The following is a 19,565-nucleotide window of genomic DNA, read 5'->3' as shown; positions in this document are numbered from 1 at the left end:
AGCCGCGGTGGGCTCAGACATGCGGGGCGGGTCGGCCGAGCGTCCACAGCACGCAGACCGTGAGACACAGGGCGGCCGAGCCGTAGGCCAGGGGGAGGTGGTGCGGGGGCGCGGCGCCGGCGCAGGCCGCCGCGGTCGCGCAGATCGCCGCGGGCGGCCAGGCGATGCCGAACGCCTGGAGCAGCAGGGCCGTCCACAAGGCGGCCGCGAGCGGCAGCAGCGCCGCCGGATCGCTGCCGGTGAGCAGCGCGGCGGGCACCAGGGGCAGGAGGTAGGCGAGCAGGCACAGCCCGAGGACACCGGCCGAGCGCCACTGGAACGCGGCCGGGGTCGCGGCGGCCCGCAGCGCGCCGACGGACAGTCCCCGGTAGCGGTACAGCAGCCACTCCGCGGGGCCCATGGACACGGTCAGCGCGATCACCGCGTACGGGTGCTGCCGTCCCGCCAGCAGCACCAGGACCGCCGCCGAGAGCCCGAACAGGCCGTAGGGCAACGACCGGTGTGCCGCCGGCGGGGGAGCGGCGGGGCCGGGCGGCGCGGCGAGGGCGGTGCGCAGGGCGTGGGCCGTGACCGCGAGCGTGGCGAGCAGCGCCAGCAGGGGCAGCCCCGCGCGCAGCTCCGGGCCCAGCTCCCACCAGGGCAGCATCGCGGACCCGGCGACCAGCGGGGAGAGCGCGGCCAGCAGCAGCCACTCCGCGCCGAGCACCAGCAGCACGCCCGCCGCGGCCAGATAGGCCGACTGCGCGGCCGCCACCAGGGTCACCGGCCCGCCCTGCGCGGGCACCGCGGCGCAGGCCGTCGCCCCGAGCGCGCCCAGCGGGGCGCCCACGAGCAGGGTGCGGCCCGCCTCGCGACGGCCGGTCGCCCGGCGCAGATGGGCCCGGTGGCCCAGGGCCTGTCCCCACGCCCAGGAGACCAGCCCGGCCACGATCAGCGCGGTGGTGTGGGCGGTGCCGTGCCACAGGGGCGCGGCGAGCAGATACGCGAGTCCCGGCAGCGCGAAGAGCACCCCGCGCAGCAGACAGCGCACATGGTCGGGGCGCCAGGGGTCGGCCGTCGGCGCGGGCTCGGGAAAGACCCGGGGGACCCGCTCGTACAGGGCGGACGCCAGCGAGAAGATGTTCGGATGGCCGTATCGCTCCTTCACCACCGCGGCGGTCAGGCCCTCCGACTCCAGCAGCGCGGCCACCTCGTAGGGATGGACCGCCGGCCCGACGCGGTCGGCCAGCTCCGCCGCCAGCCCGTCGACCTCGGCGCGTCGCGTCCCGCGGTCCGGCAGACGCAGCGCGAGCGTGGTGTCGGTGGCGAGGCGCAGCGCGAGGGTGTCCTGCTCCACGCCGCCCGGTTCCAGTGCCATGGGCCCGCTCACAGCGCGAGGCTCCTCTCCGGCTCCGGGGCGGGCGCCGGCACCCGTCCGGCAAGGGGCAGTTCCTGGTAGATGGCGCGGAAGGTGTCGATGGTCCGGCGCAGGGTGAACTGCTCGATCACCCGCAGCCGCGCCGCCTCCCCCATGGCCGCCCGCCGCTGCGGGGCGCGCAGCAGCTCCAGCGCGGCGGCGGCCATCGCCGCCGGGTCCCGCGGCGGCACCACGAGTCCGGTGTCGCCGACGGCCTCCCGCACCCCGCCCACATCGGTGGAGACGGTCACCCGGCCGCAGGACATCGCCTCGATCAGCGTGAACGGGAAGCCCTCGCTGATGCTGGACAGCATCACCACGCTTCCCGCGGCGTAGGCGTCCTTGATGTCGTCGACGCGCCCCTCGAAGGTGACCGCGTCCGCGTGCCCCAGCTCGGTGGCCAGCGCCTCGCAGCGCTCCCGGTACGCCTCGCCACCGCGCGGCGTGCCCCCGAACAACCGCAGCCGGGCGGTGGGCAGTTCGGCGCGTACGAGGGAGAAGGCCCGGATGAGGGTCTCCAGGTCCTTGATCGGGTCGACCCGGCCCGCCCAGCTGAGGGTGGGTCCTTCCGGTTCGGGCCCGGCGGGCGGGAAGGCCGCCGGGTCCACGCCGTTGTAGACGGTCCGGATCGACTCCGGCGCGGCACCGCCCTGCTCCTCCCAGAGCCGGTTGTAGCGGTTGCCCGGCGTGATCAGCGCCGCCCTGCGGTAGCTCTCCTCCGCCAGCAGCCGGAAGAAGCCCAGCACGACGGCCTTGACCGGCCAGCGGTAGGGCGCGGTGCGGTAGCCGAGGTAGCGCTCGCGCAGGTAGACGCCGTGCTCGGTCAGCAGCAGCGGCACGCCGTAACGTTCCAGCGCGGCCAGGCCGGGCAGCACGGCGACGCCTCCGCTCACCGCGTGGGTGACGCCGCCGCTCGGCACCGGCGCGGTCAGCGGGCGCAGCGAGTGCTCCAGCAGTGCGGTGGCGGTCAGCGCGTCGTGCAGCGAGGGCCGGGCCTCCCGGACCACGAGGCCGGGCCGGTTCCACACGGAGGCCAGCACGGAGACCGCCCGGTCACCGCGGAGGAAAGGGCTGAGCGTGCCGTCCGCGGCGGCCCGCGCCATCGTGTACAGCGCCGGTGCGAAGCCGTCCTCGGCACAGGGGTCGAGGAGCGCGGTGAGGAACCGCTCGTAGGCGTGGGCGAGGCGGCGGCGGGCGCGTCCCGTGGGCGGGTCGCCCTGTGGCGGGGCGCCCCACATGGGAACGGACCAGACCTGTGACACATGGGCGGGCAGCTCCCACACCACGGGTTCGTGGCCGGTGCCGGTGACGGCGATGACGTCGAAGTCCAGGTCGGGCATGCCGGTGACGAGCTGGTCGCACCAGACGCTCACGCCTCCGTGGCTGTGCGGGTAGGTGCCCTCGGTGAGCAGGGTGACGCGCGTCGCGTCCGAGCGTCGCGCGCCGCGGGGATCGTGCATCGATGTGCTCCACGGCCGAAGAGTGGGGTGGTCGTGCCGGTCCCGGCCGCGGGTGGGCGGCCGGGACCTTCGATCGGTACGCCGTCAGATAGCCGGGGCGTACGGGACCTGTTCCCTGGCCCCCGCCGGGACCGGGGTGTCGGGCGCCGGGCCCGTAACCGGTTCGGGGGCGCCGGTGCCGGCCGGGGTGGAAGCGGGGGAGGACGGCAGGGCGAGGGTGAGCGGAGCACCCGCCGAGGACGTCCAGCCGGAGCGCCCGCCCGCGTAGGGCTCGCCGAAGGCGGCGCCGGCCAGGGTGGTGCCGGTGGGCATGGTCGCGGTGACCGTGATCCCGTCCGGTGCCTCGACGGTCACCGTCTCGCCGATGCGGTAGGCGCTCACCCGGCCGTCGCCGAGCGCGGCCCGCCAGGCGGCGCGGCGCTGGAGCTCGGCGCCGATCTCCCTCATCCGTGGGTTCACCAGCGGGGTGTCGGCGGCGAACAGCGCCGCGTAGCCGTCGAGGACGCCGTCGAGCACCGGATAGGCGATGCGGTCCTCGGCGAGGTTGGACTGGTGGATGAAGTGCGGTCGCGGGTCGCCCGCGAGGACGTGACCGAGGGCGGTCCGCGTCTCCAGCGGCACGATGTACTGCGCGTAGCCGGTGGCGGTGTCCAGCGGCTCGGTGAGACAGGTGGAGGTCGCCGGGTTGTCCTCGCAGAGGCCGCTGCCGCCCTGGGCGCGGCTGGTGTAGATCCAGTTGTACTCGTCGACCTGCTCGGCGGACCGGCCCGCGTTGTAGAAGACGTTCATCGGGTGCCGGGGCACGGTGGCCGACCCGCCGACCTGCCGCTGCTGCGGCTCGCGGGAGTTGTCCGAGGCGAGCCAGGCGATGCCGGTGTCGGCGAGGGCGGGCGCGAGGTGGGGGTTGTCGGCGGTCTGCTGCGGCAGCACCCTCATCCCCGAGTGCTCGCCGGTCACCAACTCGTCGTTCTCCAGGGGCAGTCCGACGCCCGTGCCCCAGACCCGGTTGGTGGCGATCTCGTCGGTGACGGTGTCCCGGCCGACCCAGCGGACGGTGCCGTCCGGCTCGGTGGCGCACCGCCAGGGCACGACCGTGGTGTCCTGCTCGCAGCCGAGGAAGGCGTGCGTGTAGGTGTGGTTGATCCAGCGGAACTCGGCGCGGTCGGCGAGGAACCGGTCGGTGAGCGGATCGGCGCCGCCGTTGTCCTCGCGGTGTTCGACGCTTCCGGCGCCGTTGTAGGCCAGGTCCAGGGTGAAGCCGTGGCCGTCCTGCCAGTCGGTGGCGTGGGCGACGTCCGCGGGGGTCATCCGGATCGGGTCGGGGGTGCCCGCCCCGTCGGGACAGTCGACGTCCCCGGGCGTGCAGTTCAGCTCGGTGTTCCAGCGGTCGTCGGCGGCGAACACGTCGTCCACGTGCACGGCGAAGTAGTTCTTCGAGGCGCCCAGGTGCACCCCGCCCGTCATCCAGGCCACGATCCCGCGGGCCAGCAGCCGGAACTGCTGCTGGTGCCGGTTGTAGACGAAGGTGACGACGAGTTCGCGTCGCCCGTCGTGCCGGTACTCACCCACCAGGGAGCCGCGCCGGGAGGTTCCCGGGATGGCGGCGTCGACGTACGGGGTGAAGTCGGCACCCGTGACGGGCGTGGAGACGTAGGCGTAACTCTCCCCGACGGTGGGGGAGTTGTCCTCGAAGGGCACCGCGCCGTCGAGATAGCCGAAGGGCCCCGCGAGTCCGGCGTCCGTGACCTCGGCCCGCACCCCGTCCAGGCTTCCGGCGTAGCCGCCCTCGACCGGGTACTCGAGACCGGCCTCCGGACGCGCGTAGGTGTAGGCGTCGACCTGCGGAATGCTGTACGTCCGCTCGTAGGCGACCAGCGCCGCCATTTCGTCCGAGCCGGCCGCGAACGGGTTGTCGCTGGGCAGCACGACCGCCTGGTACTTGGCCCGCGGCCGGCCGTCGACGGTGTCCGCGAGCAGCTCCGCGTCGATCACCGGGCGGTCCGCCCGGGTCAGGTCGATCTCGGTGTACGGCGTCCCGGCGACCTCGAGTTCGGCGGCGATCGCGTCCGTCGACGGACCGCCGTCGCTGACCACCAGCACCCGCAGATCGACGCGGGGCGTGCTGTCCGCGTGGGCCGCTCCGGCCGGCAGTCCGAGCGCAGCGATGAGCGCGCCCACCGTCGCCACGGTGGTGCATAAGATCCGCTTCATGCGGTTGTGTCCCCTCCCCGGGCAGGGGTGAGTGCCGCTCGCGTGGAGCGGACGCACCCCCCTTGCGTGACGCCGTGCCCCCCTCAGTAGCCGGTCGCCGACGCATCCATCGCGTCACATGGTGGTGCCTGTGTGTAGCTTCCGCGGTCGTCTTGCGAAACATGACGGAAAAGCGCAGGTGTCCAACTGGTCGTAAACGAGCGGAATATGACACCTGGGGCCCGGTCGAGCAGTGGTGCTGCCGGGATGGGAAGCGACTCAAGCGCTGGCGGGAGGCCTGGGGGCACTCCGGCGGACCGTCCGGGGCCGGCCGCTGCTGTTGCCGGAGGTCTGAACCACTGGGAGGTGCCGGTCGGGGACCGGTTTCCGGTCAACGCACTTAATGAAAGGTGAAAGAAAAGTCGTGACGGAGTTCTTGACCGGTCGCAGCGCCAGCGGCAGGGTTCCCGAGAGCGCGCTCATTTTCCGTTCAACTCTCCCTATCGAGGAGCCACTTCATGCCCGCAGCCGGCCCACCCCCCAGACCCGCACACCGCGGCGTCGTTGCCGTGCTCGTCCTCGCCCTGGCCGCAGCCCTGCTCGCCGTCCTTCCGGCCGGCCGGGCGCAGGCGGCCCCCACGCTGCTGTCCCAGGGCAAGCCGGTCACCGCCTCCAGCCAGGAGAACGCCGGCACCCCCGCCACCGCGGCCGTCGACGGCGACAACGGCACCCGCTGGTCCAGCGCCTTCTCCGACCCGCAGTGGATCCGCGTCGACCTCGGCGCCCCGGCCGCGCTCAGCCAGGTCGAACTGCGCTGGGAGGCCGCCTACGCGACGGCCTACCGCATCGAGATCTCCCAGAACGGCAGCGACTGGTCGACCGCCTACTCCACCACCACGGCGACCGGCGGCACCCAGACCCTGAACGTCTCCGGCACCGCCCGCTACGTCCGCGTGTTCGGCACCGCCCGCGCCACCGGATACGGCTACTCCCTCTGGGAGTTCAAGGTCTTCGGCACCACCGACGGCGGCCCCACCATCCCCGGCGGCGGTGACCTCGGCCCGAACGTCCATGTCTTCGACCCGTCGACCCCGGGCATCCAGGCCAAGCTCGACGAGGTGTTCCGGCAGCAGGAGTCGGCCCAGTTCGGCAACGGGCGGCACGCCTTCCTCTTCAAGCCCGGCACCTACAGCGGCCTCAACGCCCAGATCGGCTTCTACACCCAGATCGCCGGCCTCGGCCTGCGCCCCGACGACACCACGATCAACGGCGACATCACCGTCGACGCGGGCTGGTTCAACGGCAACGCCACCCAGAACTTCTGGCGCGCCGCGGAGAACCTGGCGGTCAACCCGGTGAGCGGCACGAACCGCTGGGCGGTCTCGCAGGCCTCCTCGTTCCGCCGGATGCACGTCAAGGGCGGCCTCAACCTCGCCCCCAACGGCTACGGCTGGGCCAGCGGCGGTTACATCGCCGACTCCAAGATCGACGGCCAGGTGGGCAACTACTCGCAGCAGCAGTGGTACACCCGCGACAGCTCCATCGGCGGCTGGTCCAACTCGGTGTGGAACCAGGTCTTCTCCGGCACCGTCGGCGCCCCGGCGACCGCCTTCCCGGAGCCGAAGTACACCACCCTGGCCAACACCCCCCTCTCGCGCGAGAAGCCGTTCCTGTACCTGGACGGCAGCGAGTACAAGGTGTTCGCGCCCGCCCTGCGCACCAACGCCCGCGGCACGACGTGGGAGAGCGGCACCCCGCAGGGCCGGTCGATCCCGCTGAACGATTTCTACGTGGTCAAGCCGGGCGCGAGCGCGGCGACCATCAACCGGGCCGTCGCCCAGGGCCTGCACCTGCTGTTCACCCCCGGCGTCTACCACGTCGACCAGACGATCCAGATCAACCGGGCCGACACCATCGTGCTCGGCCTCGGCCTGGCGACGATCATTCCCGACAACGGAGTGACGGCGATGCGGGTCGGCGACGTCGACGGGGTCCGGCTGGCCGGTTTCCTCATCGACGCCGGACCGGTCAACTCCAACACGCTGCTGGAGGTCGGCCCGCAGGGAGCGTCCGCCGATCACGCGGCCAACCCGACCACCGTGCAGGACGTGTACATCCGGATCGGCGGCGCGGGCGCGGGCAAGGCGACCACCAGCATGGTCGTCAACAGCGACGACACGATCATCGACCACACCTGGGTGTGGCGCGCCGACCACGGCGAGGGCGTGGGCTGGGAGACCAACCGCGCCGACTACGGCGTCCGGGTCAACGGCGACGACGTCCTGGCCACCGGCCTGTTCGTGGAGCACTTCAACAAGTACGACGTCGAGTGGTACGGCGAACGCGGCCGGACGATCTTCTTCCAGAACGAGAAGGCCTACGACGCCCCCAACCAGGCCGCCATCCAGAACGGCACGACCCGGGGGTACGCCGGCTACCGCGTCGACGACTCGGTGAACACCCACGAAGGGTGGGGGATGGGCAGCTACTGCTACTACAACGTCGATCCCACCATCCGCCAGGACCACGGCTTCAAGGCCCCGGTGAAGCCGGGGGTGAAGTTCCACAGCCTGCTGGTGGTCTCGCTCGGCGGCAACGGCCACTACGAGCACGTCATCAACAACACGGGCGCCTCCACGGCCCCGTCGGGCAGCTCGACCGTCCCGTCCACCGTCACGTCCTTCCCGTGACCGGTTCCTCCGGGCCGGGGGCGTCACCGCACCCGGCCCGGAGGGCCACTCACTGGGCGGCGCGGTCCTGGAGGTTGGTCTGCCACGCCGGATTCGGCTCCTTCGGCTCCGACTCCACGGGCCGCCCGCCCCGGGCGAAGAAGTCGGCGAGCGGCAGGATCGCGGCGCCGACGGTGACCGCGTCCGGGCCGAGCGTGCCCAGGTCGATGCGGACGTGCGAGGCCGGGTACCGCAGCGAGTAGGCCGTGGCGTGCGACCGTACCGCATCGAGGAAACGGCGGCCCAGTTGCAGCCCCGCCCAGCCGCCGACCAGGATCCGCTCCGGCTGGAACAGGTTGATCAGGTCGGAGAAGCCCGCGCCCAGGTACTCGGCGGTCTCCTCCAGGACGGTCAGGGCGGTCTCGTCGGCGGGGCCCTCGGCCGGATAGGCGGCGGCGAGCATGGCGGTCAGGGCGGTCTCCTCGTCCACTCCCGCGGGCGGCCGGCCCCCGGCTTCCGCCCACCGCTCCAGCAACGCCTCGGCCCCCGCGTACGCCTCCAGGCAGCCCTGTGCGCCGCAGCGGCAGCGCCGACCCCGGACCCGTACGGTCAGGTGCCCCCACTCCACGGCCCGGCCCGGACCCATGTCGCCGGAGACCACGCACGCCCCGACGCCGGAGCCGAACAGGACCACCGCCGCGCTCTGCGCGCCGCGCCCGGCGCCGAACCACATCTCTGCCTGGCCGAGCGTCTTGGCGCCGTTGTCGACGTAGTACGGCACCGTCTCGGGCAGCAGCCCCGACTCCCGCAGATACCGCTCCAGCGGCACCGCGTCCCAGCCGATGGTCTGCCCGTGCACGATGGCGCCGTCCCCGGGGGTGCGCGCGACGATGCCCGGGACGCCGATCCCGACCCCGAGCAGCCCCTGCGCGCTGATCCCGGTCATCTCCAGCACCTCGGCGATGCCCTCGCGCAGATGACGTACGACGACATCGACGTCGTAGCGGTCGACGCGGCGCGGCCCGTCGGTGGCCAGCGGCTTCTCCAGACGGGCCAGCTCGGTCAGGGCCAGGTCGAACAGCTCGATGCGGACCCGTGTCTCGCCCACGTCGATGCCGATCATGTGGCCGCTGTGCGGGCTGACCCGCAGCAGGGTGCGCGGGCGGCCGCCGACGGAGTCGACGCTGCCGGCCTCCTCGACCAGACCCTCGGCCATCAGCTCGGAAACCACGTTGCTCACCGAACCGGAGCTGAGTCCGGTGGCGGGCCCGAGTGCGAACCGGCTCAGCGGTCCGTCGAAGTACAGCCGTTGCAGCACGGCGGTGCGATTCTCCCGCCGCAGGTCACGTACCGTACGACCGCTGCGCACTGTCACCCCTGCTCCCTCGTCTCGCGGCCCCGGCCGCAATCCACCTGCGCCAAGGCTCTTGACGCGATCTTAGCTTGACGCTTAACTCACGTCCTAAATTAAGCCGTGGGGGGACGGGTCCGCATGCGGGGCACCGGCTCCGGACCCCCGCAGGCGACAGTCGCTCCTTCCCGGAAGGCCTACTGAAGTCATGCGCAGAAGCAGAGTCGCAGCCATCGGCGCCGTCACCCTTTCGCTCGTCCTCACGTCGGCCGCCTGCGGCGGGGGGTCGAGCGGCTCGGAGGGCTCCAACGACAAGCCCAAGACACTCACGTACTGGGCCTCCAACCAGGGCGCCAGCCTGGAGGTGGACAAGAAGGTCCTCCAGCCCGAACTCGACAAGTTCGAGAAGGAGACCGGCATCAAGGTGAAGCTGGAGGTGGTGCCGTGGTCGGACCTGCTCAACCGCATCCTCACCGCCACCACCTCCGGCCAGGGACCCGACGTCCTGAACATAGGCAACACCTGGAGCGCCTCCCTCCAGGCCACCGGCGCCCTGCTGCCCTGGGACGCGAAGAACTTCGAGGCGATCGGCGGCAAGGACCGCTTCGTCGACTCCGCGCTCGGCTCCACCGGAGTCCAGGGCCAGGACCCCGCCGCCGTACCGCTGTACTCCATGGCCTACGCGCTCTACTACAACAAGAAGATGTTCGCCGACGCGGGCATCGAGAAGCCCCCGGCCACCTGGGCCGAGATGGCCGAGATCGGCAAGAAGCTGTCCAAGGACGGCAAGTGGGCGCTCGGCGCCGAGGGTTCGAACCTCTCCAACAACATCCACCAGGTGTTCGTCCTCGGCAAGCAGCACGGCGCGGACTTCTTCACCCCCGACGGCAAGCCCGACTTCACCTCCGACGGCGCCGTGGCGGCGGTCAAGCAGTACGTCGACCTGATGGCCAAGGACAAGATCATCGCGCCGGGGAACGCGGAGTACGCGCAGAACCAGTCCCTCAGCGACTTCGCCAAGGACAAGACGGCCATGGTGCTGTGGCAGACCGCCTCGGCCACCTTCAAGGCCCAGGGCATGAAGGACGACGAGTGGGGCGTGGCGCCCGCCCCCGTCCAGTCCGGCACCCCCGGCGAGGGCACCAGCACCAACTCCATGGTCGCCGGCATCAACCTCGCCGTCTTCAAGAACACCAAGAACATCGACGGTGCCAAGAAGTTCGTGAAGTTCCTGACCAGCGACGAGGAGCAGAAGGTCCTCAACACCGCCTACGGCTCCATCCCGCCGGTCAAGTCCGCCCAGGAGGACCCGGCGTTCAACACCCCGGCGCTCGCCGTCCTGCGCGACACCCTCGCCACCAGCGCCTCCGCGCTGCCCCAGGTGCCCGAGGAGTCGCAGTTCGAGACCGTCGTGGGCACCGCCGTCAAGGAGCTCTTCGCCGACGCCGCCGCGGGCCGGGCGGTCACCACCGAATCGGTGCGCGCCAAGCTCGAGAAGGCCCAGCAGCAGATGCCCGCCTCGTGACCACGGACAGCTCCATGACCACCACCGCTGCCTACGGCACCGGCGAACGAACGGCACCGAAGCAGGACCCCGGAGCGGCGCCCCGCAAGCGCCGCTCCGGGCGGCTGCGCCAGGTGTCCCTGCCGTATCTGCTCCTGCTGCCCGCACTGCTCCTGGAACTCCTGGTCCACCTGGTGCCGATGGTCATCGGCATCGTGGTCAGCTTCAGGGAGCTCACCCAGTTCCACATCCGGGACTGGGGCACCGCCCCTTGGGCGGGCCTGGACAACTACAAGATCGCGCTCGACTTCGACGCACCCGTCGGCGAGGCCCTGCTCAAGTCGTTCGTCACGACCTGTCTGTTCACCGCGCTCTCGGTCGGCCTGTGCTGGCTGCTGGGCGCGGCCGCCGCGATCTACCTCCAGGAGTCCTTCCGCGGCCGCGGACTGCTCCGCACGATCTTCCTGGTCCCGTACGCCCTGCCGGTCTACGCGGCCGTCATCACCTGGGCGTTCATGTTCCAGCGGGACAACGGCCTGGTGAACCACGTGATCCACGACCAGCTCGGGCTCACCGACTCGCCGCCCTTCTGGCTCATCGGCGAGAACAGCTTCATCACGCTGCTCGTCGTCTCGGTCTGGAAGGGCTGGCCGTTCGCCTTCCTCATCATCATGGCGGGGCTGCAGAACATTCCCCGTGAGATGTACGAGGCGGCCGCGCTCGACGGGGCCGGCGTCTGGCAGCAGATCCGCCGGATCACCCTGCCGTCCCTGCGCCCGGTCAACCAGGTCCTCGTGCTGGTGCTGTTCCTGTGGACGTTCAACGACTTCAACACGCCCTTCGTCCTGTTCGGCCGGGCGGCACCGGAGGCGGCGGACCTCATCTCGCTGCACATCTACCAGTCCTCGTTCCAGACCTGGAACTTCGGCACGGGCTCCGCGATGTCGGTCCTGCTGCTGCTGTTCCTGCTCATGGTGACCGGCGTCTACCTCGCGCTCACCTCCCGCGGAAGGAAGGCCACCGATGTCTAGGCCGGCCCGCTCGCCGATGGCCGCCCCGCAGTCCTTCCTGTGGAGCCGCCGGATCTTCCTCACCCTGCTGACGGTCTTCGTGCTGCTGCCCGTCTACGTGATGATCTCCAGCTCGCTGAAGCCGCTGGAGGACGTGTCGGGGAAGTTCCAGTGGGTGCCCTCGGGACTCACCGTCCGCCCGTACTTCGACATCTGGGAGACGGTGCCGCTGGCCGACTACTTCATGAACTCGCTGATCGTGGCGGGCGCGGCGACCGTCTGCTCCGTCACCATCGCGGTGTTCGCGGCCTACGCGGTCAGCCGCTACAGCTTCCGCGGCAAGCGCGTCTTCACGGTCACGGTGCTCTCCACCCAGATGTTCCCCGGCATCCTCTTCCTGCTGCCGCTCTTCCTCATCTACGTCAACATCGGCAACGCCACCGGTATCGCCCTGTTCGGCTCCCGCGGCGGCCTGATCCTCACCTATCTGACCTTCTCGCTGCCGTTCTCGATCTGGATGCTGATCGGGTACTTCGACTCGGTCCCCAAGGATCTCGACGAGGCGGCCAAGGTCGACGGCTGCGGGCCGCTCGGCGCCCTGTTCCGGGTCGTCGTGCCGGCCGCGATCCCCGGCATCGTCGCCGTCGCCGTCTACGCGTTCATGACCGCCTGGGGCGAGGTCCTCTTCGCCTCCGTCATGACCAACGAGACCACCCGCACCCTCGCGGTCGGGCTCCAGGGCTACTCCACCCAGAACGACGTGTACTGGAACCAGATCATGGCCGCCTCGCTCGTCGTCAGCCTGCCCGTCGTCGCCGGCTTCCTGCTCCTGCAGCGCTACCTCGTCACCGGCCTGACGGCCGGCGCCGTCAAGTAGCGCCTGCCCCGACCCAGAGAGGTTTTCTCTGTGCCCGAACCGATAGACCTCGCCGCCTTCCCCGACGACTTCAGCTGGGGCACGGCGACCTCCGCCTACCAGATCGAGGGAGCCGTCGCCGAAGACGGCCGCTCGCCCTCCATCTGGGACACCTTCTCCCACACCCCGGGGAAGGTCGACAACGACGACCACGGCGACGAGGCCTGCGACCACTACCACCGGTGGCCCGAGGACGTGGCCCTGATGCGGCGCCTCGGCGTCGACGCCTACCGCATGTCCCTGGCCTGGCCCCGTGTGGTCCCCGGCGGCGACGGCCCGGTCAACGCGGCCGGCCTGGACTTCTACGACCGACTCGTCGACGCCCTCCTCGCGGCGGGCATCAACCCCAGCATCACGCTCTACCACTGGGACCTGCCCCAGGTCCTCCAGGACCGCGGCGGCTGGACCGTCCGCGACACCGCCGAGCACCTGGCCGCCTACGCCGCCGCCGTGGCCACCCGCCTCGGCGACCGCGTCACCCAGTGGGCCACCCTCAACGAGCCCCTGTGCTCGGCCTGGATCGGCCATCTGGAAGGCCGGATGGCGCCCGGCCTGACCGACCTCACCGCGGCGGTGCAGGCCTCGTACCACCTGCTGCTCGGGCACGGCCTCGCCACCCAGGCCATCCGCGCGGCGGCCCCCGGCGCCCGGATCGGCCTGGTCACCAACCACTCCACCGTCGAGGCCGCCTCCACCCGCCCCGAGGACATCGCGGCCGCCGCCCGCATGGACGGCCACAGCAACCGCTGGTGGCTCGACCCCGTCTACGGCCGCGGCTTCCCCGCCGACATGCGCGAGCTGTACGGCGTCGACCTCCCCGAGCGCCCCGGCGACCTGGACACCATCGCCGCACCGCTCGACTGGCACGGCCTGAACTACTACTTCCCGGCAACCGTCACCGACGACCCCGAGGGCCCGGTCCCGTACGCCCGCGAGGTCCGGCTGCCCGACGTGCCGCGCACCGGCATGGACTGGCAGATCGACGCCGACGGCCTGGAAGCCCTGCTGATGCGCCTCACCGACGACTACGGCGTCCGCACGCTGTACGTCACGGAGAACGGCTCGGCCTTCCCCGACACGGTCGCGCCGGACGGCAGCGTCCATGATCCCGACCGCACGCGGTACCTGGAGCAGCATGTCGCCGCCTGCGCCCGCGCCGTGCGCAAGGGAGCGCCGCTGGCCGGCTACTACGCATGGTCCCTGCTCGACAACTTCGAGTGGGCCTACGGCTACGACAAGCGCTTCGGCCTGGTCCATGTCGACTACGCGACCCAGAAGCGCACGATGAAGTCGAGCGGTCTGCGCTACGCCGACATCATCCGCCTGCACCGGCAGACGCACGCCTGACGGGCGGTGAGGCCGTGCCGGCGCGGGCGCGGCCTCACGCGTTACTGGCTGCTGCCCGGGCGCAGGGTCTTCCTGGCCAGTTCGTAGGCCGGGAGCATCGCCCGGTGCTCCTCGGTGTCCAGTCCGCCGAGGTGCAGGACGACCGGCCCCTGTGCGGTGACGACGGCAAGGGCCCTTTCCTCCTTGCTCTCCTCCAGGAACTCGTCGTCGTACCGGTACGTCACTTCCGCACCGGTGAGACCTCCCGCGGTGAAGCTGCCGTACTTCTCCTTGCTCACCTCGCCCTGGGCGGCCACGAAGGCCTCCAGGACGGTACGGGCGTCGTCGTCGCCCGCTTCGCCGGTCCACACCCGCAGAAAGCCGATGCTGCCCGCCGGCTTGGCGTCGACCTCGCAGACCAGGGCGACCGGGCCCTGACGCAGTACCGCGTCGGCGATCTCCTGCGACACCTCGCCGTCACCGCCGACGGCCTCCGCCTTCCACTCCTCGGCGATGTCGAAGGTGACCGGCAACGCGCAGGGCGAGCCCGCCCCGCCGAGGGAGCCCCCGCTGGGCACGGCGGCTGCCGTTGCCCGCGGCGCGGACGAACCGTCCGACGGTGTCGGCCCGTTGTCCCCCGCCCCCGACGAACATCCCGCCACCAACACGACCAGCACCGCAGCACAGGCCGCTCGACGCCCCACCACTTCGATCTCCCCTCACCAACCCGGCGGCACAGAGTAACCGAGGCCGCACCCCCGCTCACCGGCACCTTCTGATGGGGCCAGGGGCAAGGCATGATGATGTGGTGACGGACATAGACGAAGAGCGGACCCCCGCCCACGCGAACGGGTTGCTCGCCCTGGCCGAGGCTCACCACGCCCGCGCCGTTCGCCCGCTGGGCAGCCACCAGGTCGCCGGGCACGCCGTGAAGGCCTACGCGATCGAGGCGCCCGGACGCGCGGTGACGGAACAGGACGCACGCGCGGCGCTGCGGATCGCCGCCGATCATCTGGCGATGGCGCAACTGCGCGGCTCCCTGGGCCTGTCCGTGGTGCTGCTGCACGCAGGCGGTGATGGCGACTACGTCCTCGTGCACACCTGGATCGAGGGCTACATGTCCGACCTCGCCGTCTTCACCGGCCCCGCCGGGGACTTCGACGCGCTGCGGCCCGGCCGTACGGGTCTCGCGCCCTGTGTGTGGGAGGCCGCCGTACTGGCCCATGAGCGGGACGCGTTCAGCCGCCAGGTGCTGGACGGGGAGGGCGACATGGAGGCCCGGCTGACTGCTTGGCGGGCCGATGTGCTGGCGGGCGAGGTCCGTTGACCGCCACCGCAGCCCCGCGCGTGCGCCCCGCACGGCCCGCGGATCTGCCCGACGTCGCCGGCCTCGCGGCCGAACACGCCGCTTACGAGAAGGCGTTGCCGCCGCCCGCAGACCTGGCCCGGCGGTTGGAGACACTGCTGTTCGGGCAGGCGCAGCCGCCGCGCCTGTCCGTGTTCGTGGCGGATCTCGGCGACGGCGACATCGTCGGCTACGCGTCCTGCGCCCCCGAGGTGTCCACCTGGGACGGCGACGAGTACCTCCTCATGGACTGCCTGTTCCTCCGGTCCGGCCACCGCGGCCTGGGCATCGGCCCGATGCTCATGGCCGCGGTGGTCGCGGACGCACGGGCCCGCGGACTCGGCCGGATCCAGTGGCAGACGCCGGCCTGGAACACCGACGCGATCAGGTTCTACGACCGGCTCGGCGCGCGGGCCACGGAGAAGCTGCGCTACTCGCTGCCCCTGGACGTCGAGGCCGACTGAGGCATTCCCGTGCGGTCGGCCTCGTCCTGGGCGAGCAGTGAGAGCAGCGACGCCACCGTCACGCCGGCCTCCGCCGGATGGCGCAGAACCTTGCTGGGATCGATGCGGTAGGTGTTGCTGCGTCCCTCCCGGGTGTGCGAGAGATACCCCGCCTGTTCCAGGTCGGCGATGATCTTCTGTACGGCCCGCTCGGTGAGCCGGCAGCGCACAGCGATATCGCGGATGCGGGCATTGCGGTCGTCGGCGATGGCGGCCAGGACCCGGGCGTGATTGGTCAGGAACGTCCATCCTGCGTGTGGTTCCGGAACTCCCTCCATGGCGCGATTGTACGGTTGAGTATTCGCGTAATCAAAAACACGAACTAGATTTCATGTATCGCTTGACGTGTGAGCGCTTCACCGGTGACGCTGGTAGCGACAAGCGGTACTGATGACCGGGGAGGCGGTCATGGCAGAGGCGGTGTCGGCGGTGCGGTCGACATGCTCGCCCGAGATCCACATCCGCCCCGACGGCGACCGTATGACGGTGGTCGTCCGAGGCGAACTGGACCTCGACGGCGCTCCGGCGCTCGAGGGCGCCCTGCGCGAGGCCCTCGGCCGTTCGGTCCATGGCGTCGACCTGGACCTGAGCGGCCTGGAGTTCTGGGACTGCTCCGCGCTGAACATCGTGCTGGGCATACGGCACCGCGCCCTGCGTGAGGGCAAGACGGTCGTCCTGCGTTCCGCTGGACCCGTCGCCGAGCGGCTCCTCGCGCTGACCGGTACTCTCTCGCTGTTCGCTCCGGCCGACGAGGACGCCGACCACTTCGAGCCGTCCGCATCGGACCACGAGACCGAGGACGAGAGCATGCTGCAAGATCTGCGGATCGAGGTCGTCCAGCTCAGGCGGGCCATGCAGACCCGTCCCACCATCGATCTGGCCCGGGGCATCCTGATGGCCTCCTTCGGGCTGAAGGCCGAGGACGCCTGGGCGGTCCTGGTCATGGCCTCCCAGAACAGCAACACCAAGCTCTACCACCTCGCCCGCGACCTGGTGGCCACCGTCGGGGGAGAACCCCTGGCCGAACCGCTGCAGAAACAGGTGTCCGCCGCCGTGGCCGCGGTCGGCGAGCGCGCACAGGCCCATTCGTAGGAACCGCGGTTTACGTTGCCCGTGCCGGTTCACCCGGAGCGGAGCAGGAGTTTTCCGAGCACGGTGTGGAGTGACGTGTCATGGCGCGACACCAGAAGAACAAGTCCAAGATGGAACAGGCCAAGGGCAAGGCCAAGGAAGCGGCAGGCCGCGCGGTGGGCAATGAGCGGTTGACGGCCGAAGGCCAGGCGGACCAGGCCAAGGGCGACGTCCGGCAGGCCAAGGAAAAGGCCAAGGACGCCGCGAAGGACGCCACCCGCCGCTGACCGCGCAGCGAGCGGCGTGCCGCCCGGCCCCGGCTGTGTCAGCGGGATCGGGCGGCCTCCGCCGGATCACGCTTGAACGCCCAGTCCATCTTCGGCTCCATCACGAACCGGAACACCCGCCGCACCGGCGCCGTGCACAGCACCGTCACGATCGCCCCGGCGACCAGCGTCGCGGCGATCTTCCCCAGCGGCTCGTGCACCGCGTCGATGTGGGACCAGTGCCACTTGTTGGCCGCCTGGATCACGAAGCCGTGCAGCAGATAGCCGTACAGCGTGCCCGCGCCCAGCGCCGTGAACCACATGCCGCGCCCGGGCACCAGCGACAGGAAGCACGCGACCAGGACCACCGAGCAGGCGAACAGCACCAGCGTCATCACCGGCCCGTACCAGGCGGGCGCGGCCAGTTCCTCGGCACTGGTGCGGTGGAAGAACCACGCGTAGTTCATCCGCGGGACCGCCCAGTACGCCACCACGACCGCGCACAGGAACGCCGGCACCGCCAGCATCCGCACCTCACGGCGGCGCACCAGCGCGAAGTGCTCGGGCTTCAGCACCAGACCCAGCACGAAGTACGGCAGGAACTGCAACGCGCGCTGGAGGTCCAGGTCGTTGCCGATCGACGGCGACAGCGTGGCCAGCATCGCGACCCCGAGCGCCAGCGGCAGCGGCCACCGGACGACCCGCCAGAAGGGCGTGGTCAGCCGCCAGATGAACAGTGCCGCGAGGAACCACGTCAGATACAGCGGATTGAGCAGGCTGATGTCGCGGTCCGGCTCGTTGTCCGTCCATCTGGTGAAGAAGGTGTACGCCACCTCGAAGACGACATAGGGGACGGCGACGCCGGTCACCAGACGCTTGATGCGGCCCGGGCTCGCGTCGAAGTTCCGCGAGAAGTAGCCGGAGATGACGATGAACGCCGGCATGTGGAACGCGTACACCACCATGTACAGCGCGGTCACCGTCCGGCTGTCGTCCCGCAGCGGCTCCCAGGCGTGCCCCATCGCCACCAGCACGATGGCCAGGTACTTGGCGTTGTCGAAGAACGCGTCCCGCTCCTTGACCGACCGGGCAGTCCGTCCGGCCCGCGCGGAGGAGTCACCGTCCGGTGGCGCCTGGGCCTGTCCGAGGCTGCGCGTGGGCAGCGTTTGCTGCGCGATCCCATCTCGACGGAACCCAGACAGAGCGAAACACCTCTTAGGAGAGTTACCTGTGTGGCCCTTGTGCCGACACCCGGGACACCGTAGTCACGCAACCACAGCCGCGTAAACCCGGACGGTCATGATGTGACCGCCGTATCTTTTACGGCCTCGGTCGTGGGCGATGACGCGGACTCCGCGGGGCTTCTCCGCCCCGTGACGGACACCTCGACAGAGCGGTTACCCCTGGCTTCGTGACGTGAACGCACCACTTCCAGGCCGGGCCGCCGAACTTGCGGGACGGCGTGACGGCACGGCAGGGTTCGGTCGTGTGGCAACTCTGCTGATCGTGCACCACACGCCCTCGCCCCACTGTCAGGCGATGCTCGAGGCCGCCGTCGCCGGGGCGACCGCACCCGAGATCGAGAACGTCCGTGTCGTCCGGCGCGCGGCCCTGGCCGCCACCGCCTCCGACGTCCTGGACGCCGACGCCTGCCTCCTGGGTACTCCGGCCAACCTCGGCTACATGTCCGGGGCCCTCAAGCACTTCTTCGACCAGATCTACTACCCGTGCCTGGACGCCACCCGCGGGCGGCCCTTCGGCTACTACGTGCACGGGGGCAACGACGTCACGGGCGCGGTGCGCTCCATCGAGTCCGTCACCACGGGGCTCGGCTGGCGGCGTGCCGCCGAGGCGGTGACGGTAACCGGCGAACCGGGCAAAAAGGACCTCGAGGCGTGCTGGGAGCTGGCGGCCACGCTCGCGGCCGGACTGATGGAGTGACGGAGCGGGCAGCTACCGTGTGTGCGGTACCCCTTGTCTCCTCGCGCACACCTCGGACGGCCCGCCAGTGCTCTCGGACTTCTCCTCGCTCATCGCGGCGACCGCCCGCTGGCTGACGAGCGCCTTCCCGCCCAACGGCGGCGCACTCGCCGCCGCCCTCTGCGACGTGCAGGCTCGCCAGGCCGTCACGGTCGCGGCCTGGCTGCGCTTCCCGACGTCGACGGATGCCGCGCTGGCGGGCATGACCGGCTCCGGGGGCTCGGCCCGGCTCGACTGGATCACCGGCGCGGAGGGCGACTCCGAGCCCTGGCGGAGCTGGGTGGACGAGGTGGTGGCGAGCTGGGCGGCCAGTCTGCTGGCCGAGCCGCTGCTGGCCGAGGCCGCGGTGAGCGCCGTGCTCACCGGGGGCCACGCCGCCGGTGCGCCGATGGAGTTCCGGCGTCTGACGGCGCCCGACGAGAACGACCGCCGGGCGGCCGCTCTGCTGCGCCATCCCGACCTGCTGGACCGCGTCGCCGGGCTGCACCGCGCCGAGCTGATGGACCTGCTGGACGCCGGACAGCCGCGCGCCGCCTGAGCGTTCTGCGGGCTCGGGCGGCGCGGGGCGGGGCCTGGGA

The 19,565-nt window shown here is 71.2% G+C and carries 18 protein-coding genes; 11 read left to right on the top strand and 7 right to left on the bottom strand.

Annotation, left to right across the window (positions count from 1 at the left end):
• Positions 1 to 13: 13 nt before the first annotated feature.
• The 3 genes from M8H82_RS23640 to M8H82_RS23630 all read right to left on the bottom strand — a co-directional run bounded on the left by M8H82_RS23640 (position 14) and on the right by M8H82_RS23630 (position 5,067).
• Entirely contained in the window at positions 14 to 1,369 is a 1,356-nt protein-coding gene (locus M8H82_RS23640; protein ID WP_250076939.1) for a hypothetical protein, read from the bottom strand.
• Positions 1,366 to 2,856, bottom strand: coding sequence for a GT4 family glycosyltransferase PelF (gene pelF, locus M8H82_RS23635; RefSeq protein WP_250076938.1), 1,491 nt, complete (start codon positions 2,854 to 2,856; stop codon positions 1,366 to 1,368). Before pelF ends, M8H82_RS23640 begins: the two co-directional genes overlap by 4 nt.
• An 84-nt stretch (positions 2,857 to 2,940) precedes the next feature.
• Entirely contained in the window at positions 2,941 to 5,067 is a 2,127-nt protein-coding gene (locus M8H82_RS23630) for a hypothetical protein (RefSeq protein ID WP_250076937.1), read from the bottom strand.
• 497 nt (positions 5,068 to 5,564) lie between these two features.
• On the opposite strand from M8H82_RS23630, the gene M8H82_RS23625 reads away from it, so the two are divergent.
• Positions 5,565 to 7,736 (top strand): discoidin domain-containing protein, encoded by a 2,172-nt coding sequence (locus M8H82_RS23625; protein ID WP_250076936.1) that lies wholly within the window; start codon positions 5,565 to 5,567, stop codon positions 7,734 to 7,736.
• 49 nt (positions 7,737 to 7,785) lie between these two features.
• Here the strand turns inward: M8H82_RS23625 and M8H82_RS23620 are convergent, their stop codons facing one another.
• Positions 7,786 to 9,090 carry an ROK family protein gene (locus M8H82_RS23620; RefSeq protein ID WP_250076935.1) on the bottom strand — a complete coding sequence of 435 codons (1,305 nt, stop codon included), beginning with the start codon at positions 9,088 to 9,090 and terminating at the stop codon, positions 7,786 to 7,788.
• Positions 9,091 to 9,274: 184 nt separating this feature from the next.
• Between M8H82_RS23620 and M8H82_RS23615 the strand changes: the two genes are divergently transcribed.
• From M8H82_RS23615 to M8H82_RS23600, 4 genes are read left to right on the top strand one after another with little or no spacing between them, the layout of a single operon-like run.
• Positions 9,275 to 10,591 (top strand): ABC transporter substrate-binding protein, encoded by a 1,317-nt coding sequence (locus tag M8H82_RS23615; RefSeq protein ID WP_250076934.1) that lies wholly within the window; start codon positions 9,275 to 9,277, stop codon positions 10,589 to 10,591.
• Between the two features lie 14 nt (positions 10,592 to 10,605).
• Positions 10,606 to 11,601 (top strand): carbohydrate ABC transporter permease, encoded by a 996-nt coding sequence (locus M8H82_RS23610; protein ID WP_250076933.1) that lies wholly within the window; start codon positions 10,606 to 10,608, stop codon positions 11,599 to 11,601.
• A 16-nt stretch (positions 11,602 to 11,617) separates the two neighbouring features.
• Entirely contained in the window at positions 11,618 to 12,457 is an 840-nt protein-coding gene (locus M8H82_RS23605; RefSeq protein ID WP_250076986.1) for a carbohydrate ABC transporter permease, read from the top strand.
• Positions 12,458 to 12,487: 30 nt separating this feature from the next.
• Positions 12,488 to 13,843, top strand: coding sequence for a GH1 family beta-glucosidase (locus tag M8H82_RS23600; RefSeq protein ID WP_250076932.1), 1,356 nt, complete (start codon positions 12,488 to 12,490; stop codon positions 13,841 to 13,843).
• Positions 13,844 to 13,884: 41 nt separating this feature from the next.
• On the opposite strand, the gene M8H82_RS23595 is transcribed toward M8H82_RS23600, so the two are convergent.
• Positions 13,885 to 14,484: a lipoprotein gene (locus M8H82_RS23595; RefSeq protein WP_308293275.1), complete on the bottom strand. Its 600-nt coding sequence runs from the start codon at positions 14,482 to 14,484 to the stop codon at positions 13,885 to 13,887.
• A 146-nt stretch (positions 14,485 to 14,630) separates the two neighbouring features.
• On the opposite strand from M8H82_RS23595, the gene M8H82_RS23590 reads away from it, so the two are divergent.
• Both M8H82_RS23590 and M8H82_RS23585 read left to right on the top strand, forming a co-directional pair.
• Positions 14,631 to 15,149 carry a hypothetical protein gene (locus tag M8H82_RS23590; protein ID WP_250076930.1) on the top strand — a complete coding sequence of 173 codons (519 nt, stop codon included), beginning with the start codon at positions 14,631 to 14,633 and terminating at the stop codon, positions 15,147 to 15,149.
• Positions 15,146 to 15,631 carry a GNAT family N-acetyltransferase gene (locus M8H82_RS23585; RefSeq protein WP_250076929.1) on the top strand — a complete coding sequence of 162 codons (486 nt, stop codon included), beginning with the start codon at positions 15,146 to 15,148 and terminating at the stop codon, positions 15,629 to 15,631. Before M8H82_RS23590 ends, M8H82_RS23585 begins: the two co-directional genes overlap by 4 nt.
• On the opposite strand, the gene M8H82_RS23580 is transcribed toward M8H82_RS23585, so the two are convergent.
• A complete protein-coding gene (locus M8H82_RS23580) occupies positions 15,598 to 15,948 on the bottom strand; it encodes a helix-turn-helix domain-containing protein (RefSeq protein ID WP_250076928.1) in 351 nt (116 codons plus the stop codon). The genes M8H82_RS23585 and M8H82_RS23580 overlap by 34 nt on opposite strands.
• A 130-nt stretch (positions 15,949 to 16,078) precedes the next feature.
• On the opposite strand from M8H82_RS23580, the gene M8H82_RS23575 reads away from it, so the two are divergent.
• On the top strand, positions 16,079 to 16,762 hold the full coding sequence (locus M8H82_RS23575; protein ID WP_250076927.1) for an ANTAR domain-containing protein: 684 nt from the start codon (positions 16,079 to 16,081) through the stop codon (positions 16,760 to 16,762).
• Positions 16,763 to 16,842: 80 nt separating this feature from the next.
• Positions 16,843 to 17,028, top strand: coding sequence for a CsbD family protein (locus tag M8H82_RS23570; RefSeq protein WP_250076926.1), 186 nt, complete (start codon positions 16,843 to 16,845; stop codon positions 17,026 to 17,028).
• 38 nt (positions 17,029 to 17,066) lie between these two features.
• Here the strand turns inward: M8H82_RS23570 and M8H82_RS23565 are convergent, their stop codons facing one another.
• Entirely contained in the window at positions 17,067 to 18,170 is a 1,104-nt protein-coding gene (locus tag M8H82_RS23565) for an acyltransferase family protein (RefSeq protein WP_374211693.1), read from the bottom strand.
• A gap of 325 nt (positions 18,171 to 18,495) precedes the next feature.
• On the opposite strand from M8H82_RS23565, the gene M8H82_RS23560 reads away from it, so the two are divergent.
• Both M8H82_RS23560 and M8H82_RS23555 read left to right on the top strand, forming a co-directional pair.
• On the top strand, positions 18,496 to 18,948 hold the full coding sequence (locus tag M8H82_RS23560) for an NAD(P)H-dependent oxidoreductase (protein ID WP_250076925.1): 453 nt from the start codon (positions 18,496 to 18,498) through the stop codon (positions 18,946 to 18,948).
• A gap of 67 nt (positions 18,949 to 19,015) precedes the next feature.
• Positions 19,016 to 19,525 (top strand): hypothetical protein, encoded by a 510-nt coding sequence (locus M8H82_RS23555; RefSeq protein WP_250076924.1) that lies wholly within the window; start codon positions 19,016 to 19,018, stop codon positions 19,523 to 19,525.
• The last annotated feature ends 40 nt before the right edge of the window (positions 19,526 to 19,565 follow it).

This window comes from Streptomyces sp. YS415, assembly GCF_023544665.1.
Taxonomy (GTDB): Bacteria; Actinomycetota; Actinomycetes; order Streptomycetales; family Streptomycetaceae; genus Streptomyces.
Note: the sequence above shows the minus strand (reverse complement) of the source record. Positions and strands in the feature narration are given on the sequence as shown.

What these genes read in the sequence shown, in the direction of transcription:
- M8H82_RS23605 (WP_250076986.1), top strand. Translation starts at nt 11,618, where the DNA reads ATGGCCGCCCCGCAGTCCTTCCTGTGGAGCCGCCGGATCTTCCTCACC.
- M8H82_RS23575 (WP_250076927.1), top strand. Translation starts at nt 16,079, where the DNA reads ATGGCAGAGGCGGTGTCGGCGGTGCGGTCGACATGCTCGCCCGAGATC.
- pelF (WP_250076938.1), bottom strand. Translation starts at nt 2,856, where the DNA reads ATGCACGATCCCCGCGGCGCGCGACGCTCGGACGCGACGCGCGTCACC.
- M8H82_RS23580 (WP_250076928.1), bottom strand. Translation starts at nt 15,948, where the DNA reads ATGGAGGGAGTTCCGGAACCACACGCAGGATGGACGTTCCTGACCAAT.
- M8H82_RS23570 (WP_250076926.1), top strand. Translation starts at nt 16,843, where the DNA reads ATGGCGCGACACCAGAAGAACAAGTCCAAGATGGAACAGGCCAAGGGC.
- M8H82_RS23610 (WP_250076933.1), top strand. Translation starts at nt 10,606, where the DNA reads ATGACCACCACCGCTGCCTACGGCACCGGCGAACGAACGGCACCGAAG.
- M8H82_RS23630 (WP_250076937.1), bottom strand. Translation starts at nt 5,067, where the DNA reads ATGAAGCGGATCTTATGCACCACCGTGGCGACGGTGGGCGCGCTCATC.
- M8H82_RS23615 (WP_250076934.1), top strand. Translation starts at nt 9,275, where the DNA reads ATGCGCAGAAGCAGAGTCGCAGCCATCGGCGCCGTCACCCTTTCGCTC.
- M8H82_RS23625 (WP_250076936.1), top strand. Translation starts at nt 5,565, where the DNA reads ATGCCCGCAGCCGGCCCACCCCCCAGACCCGCACACCGCGGCGTCGTT.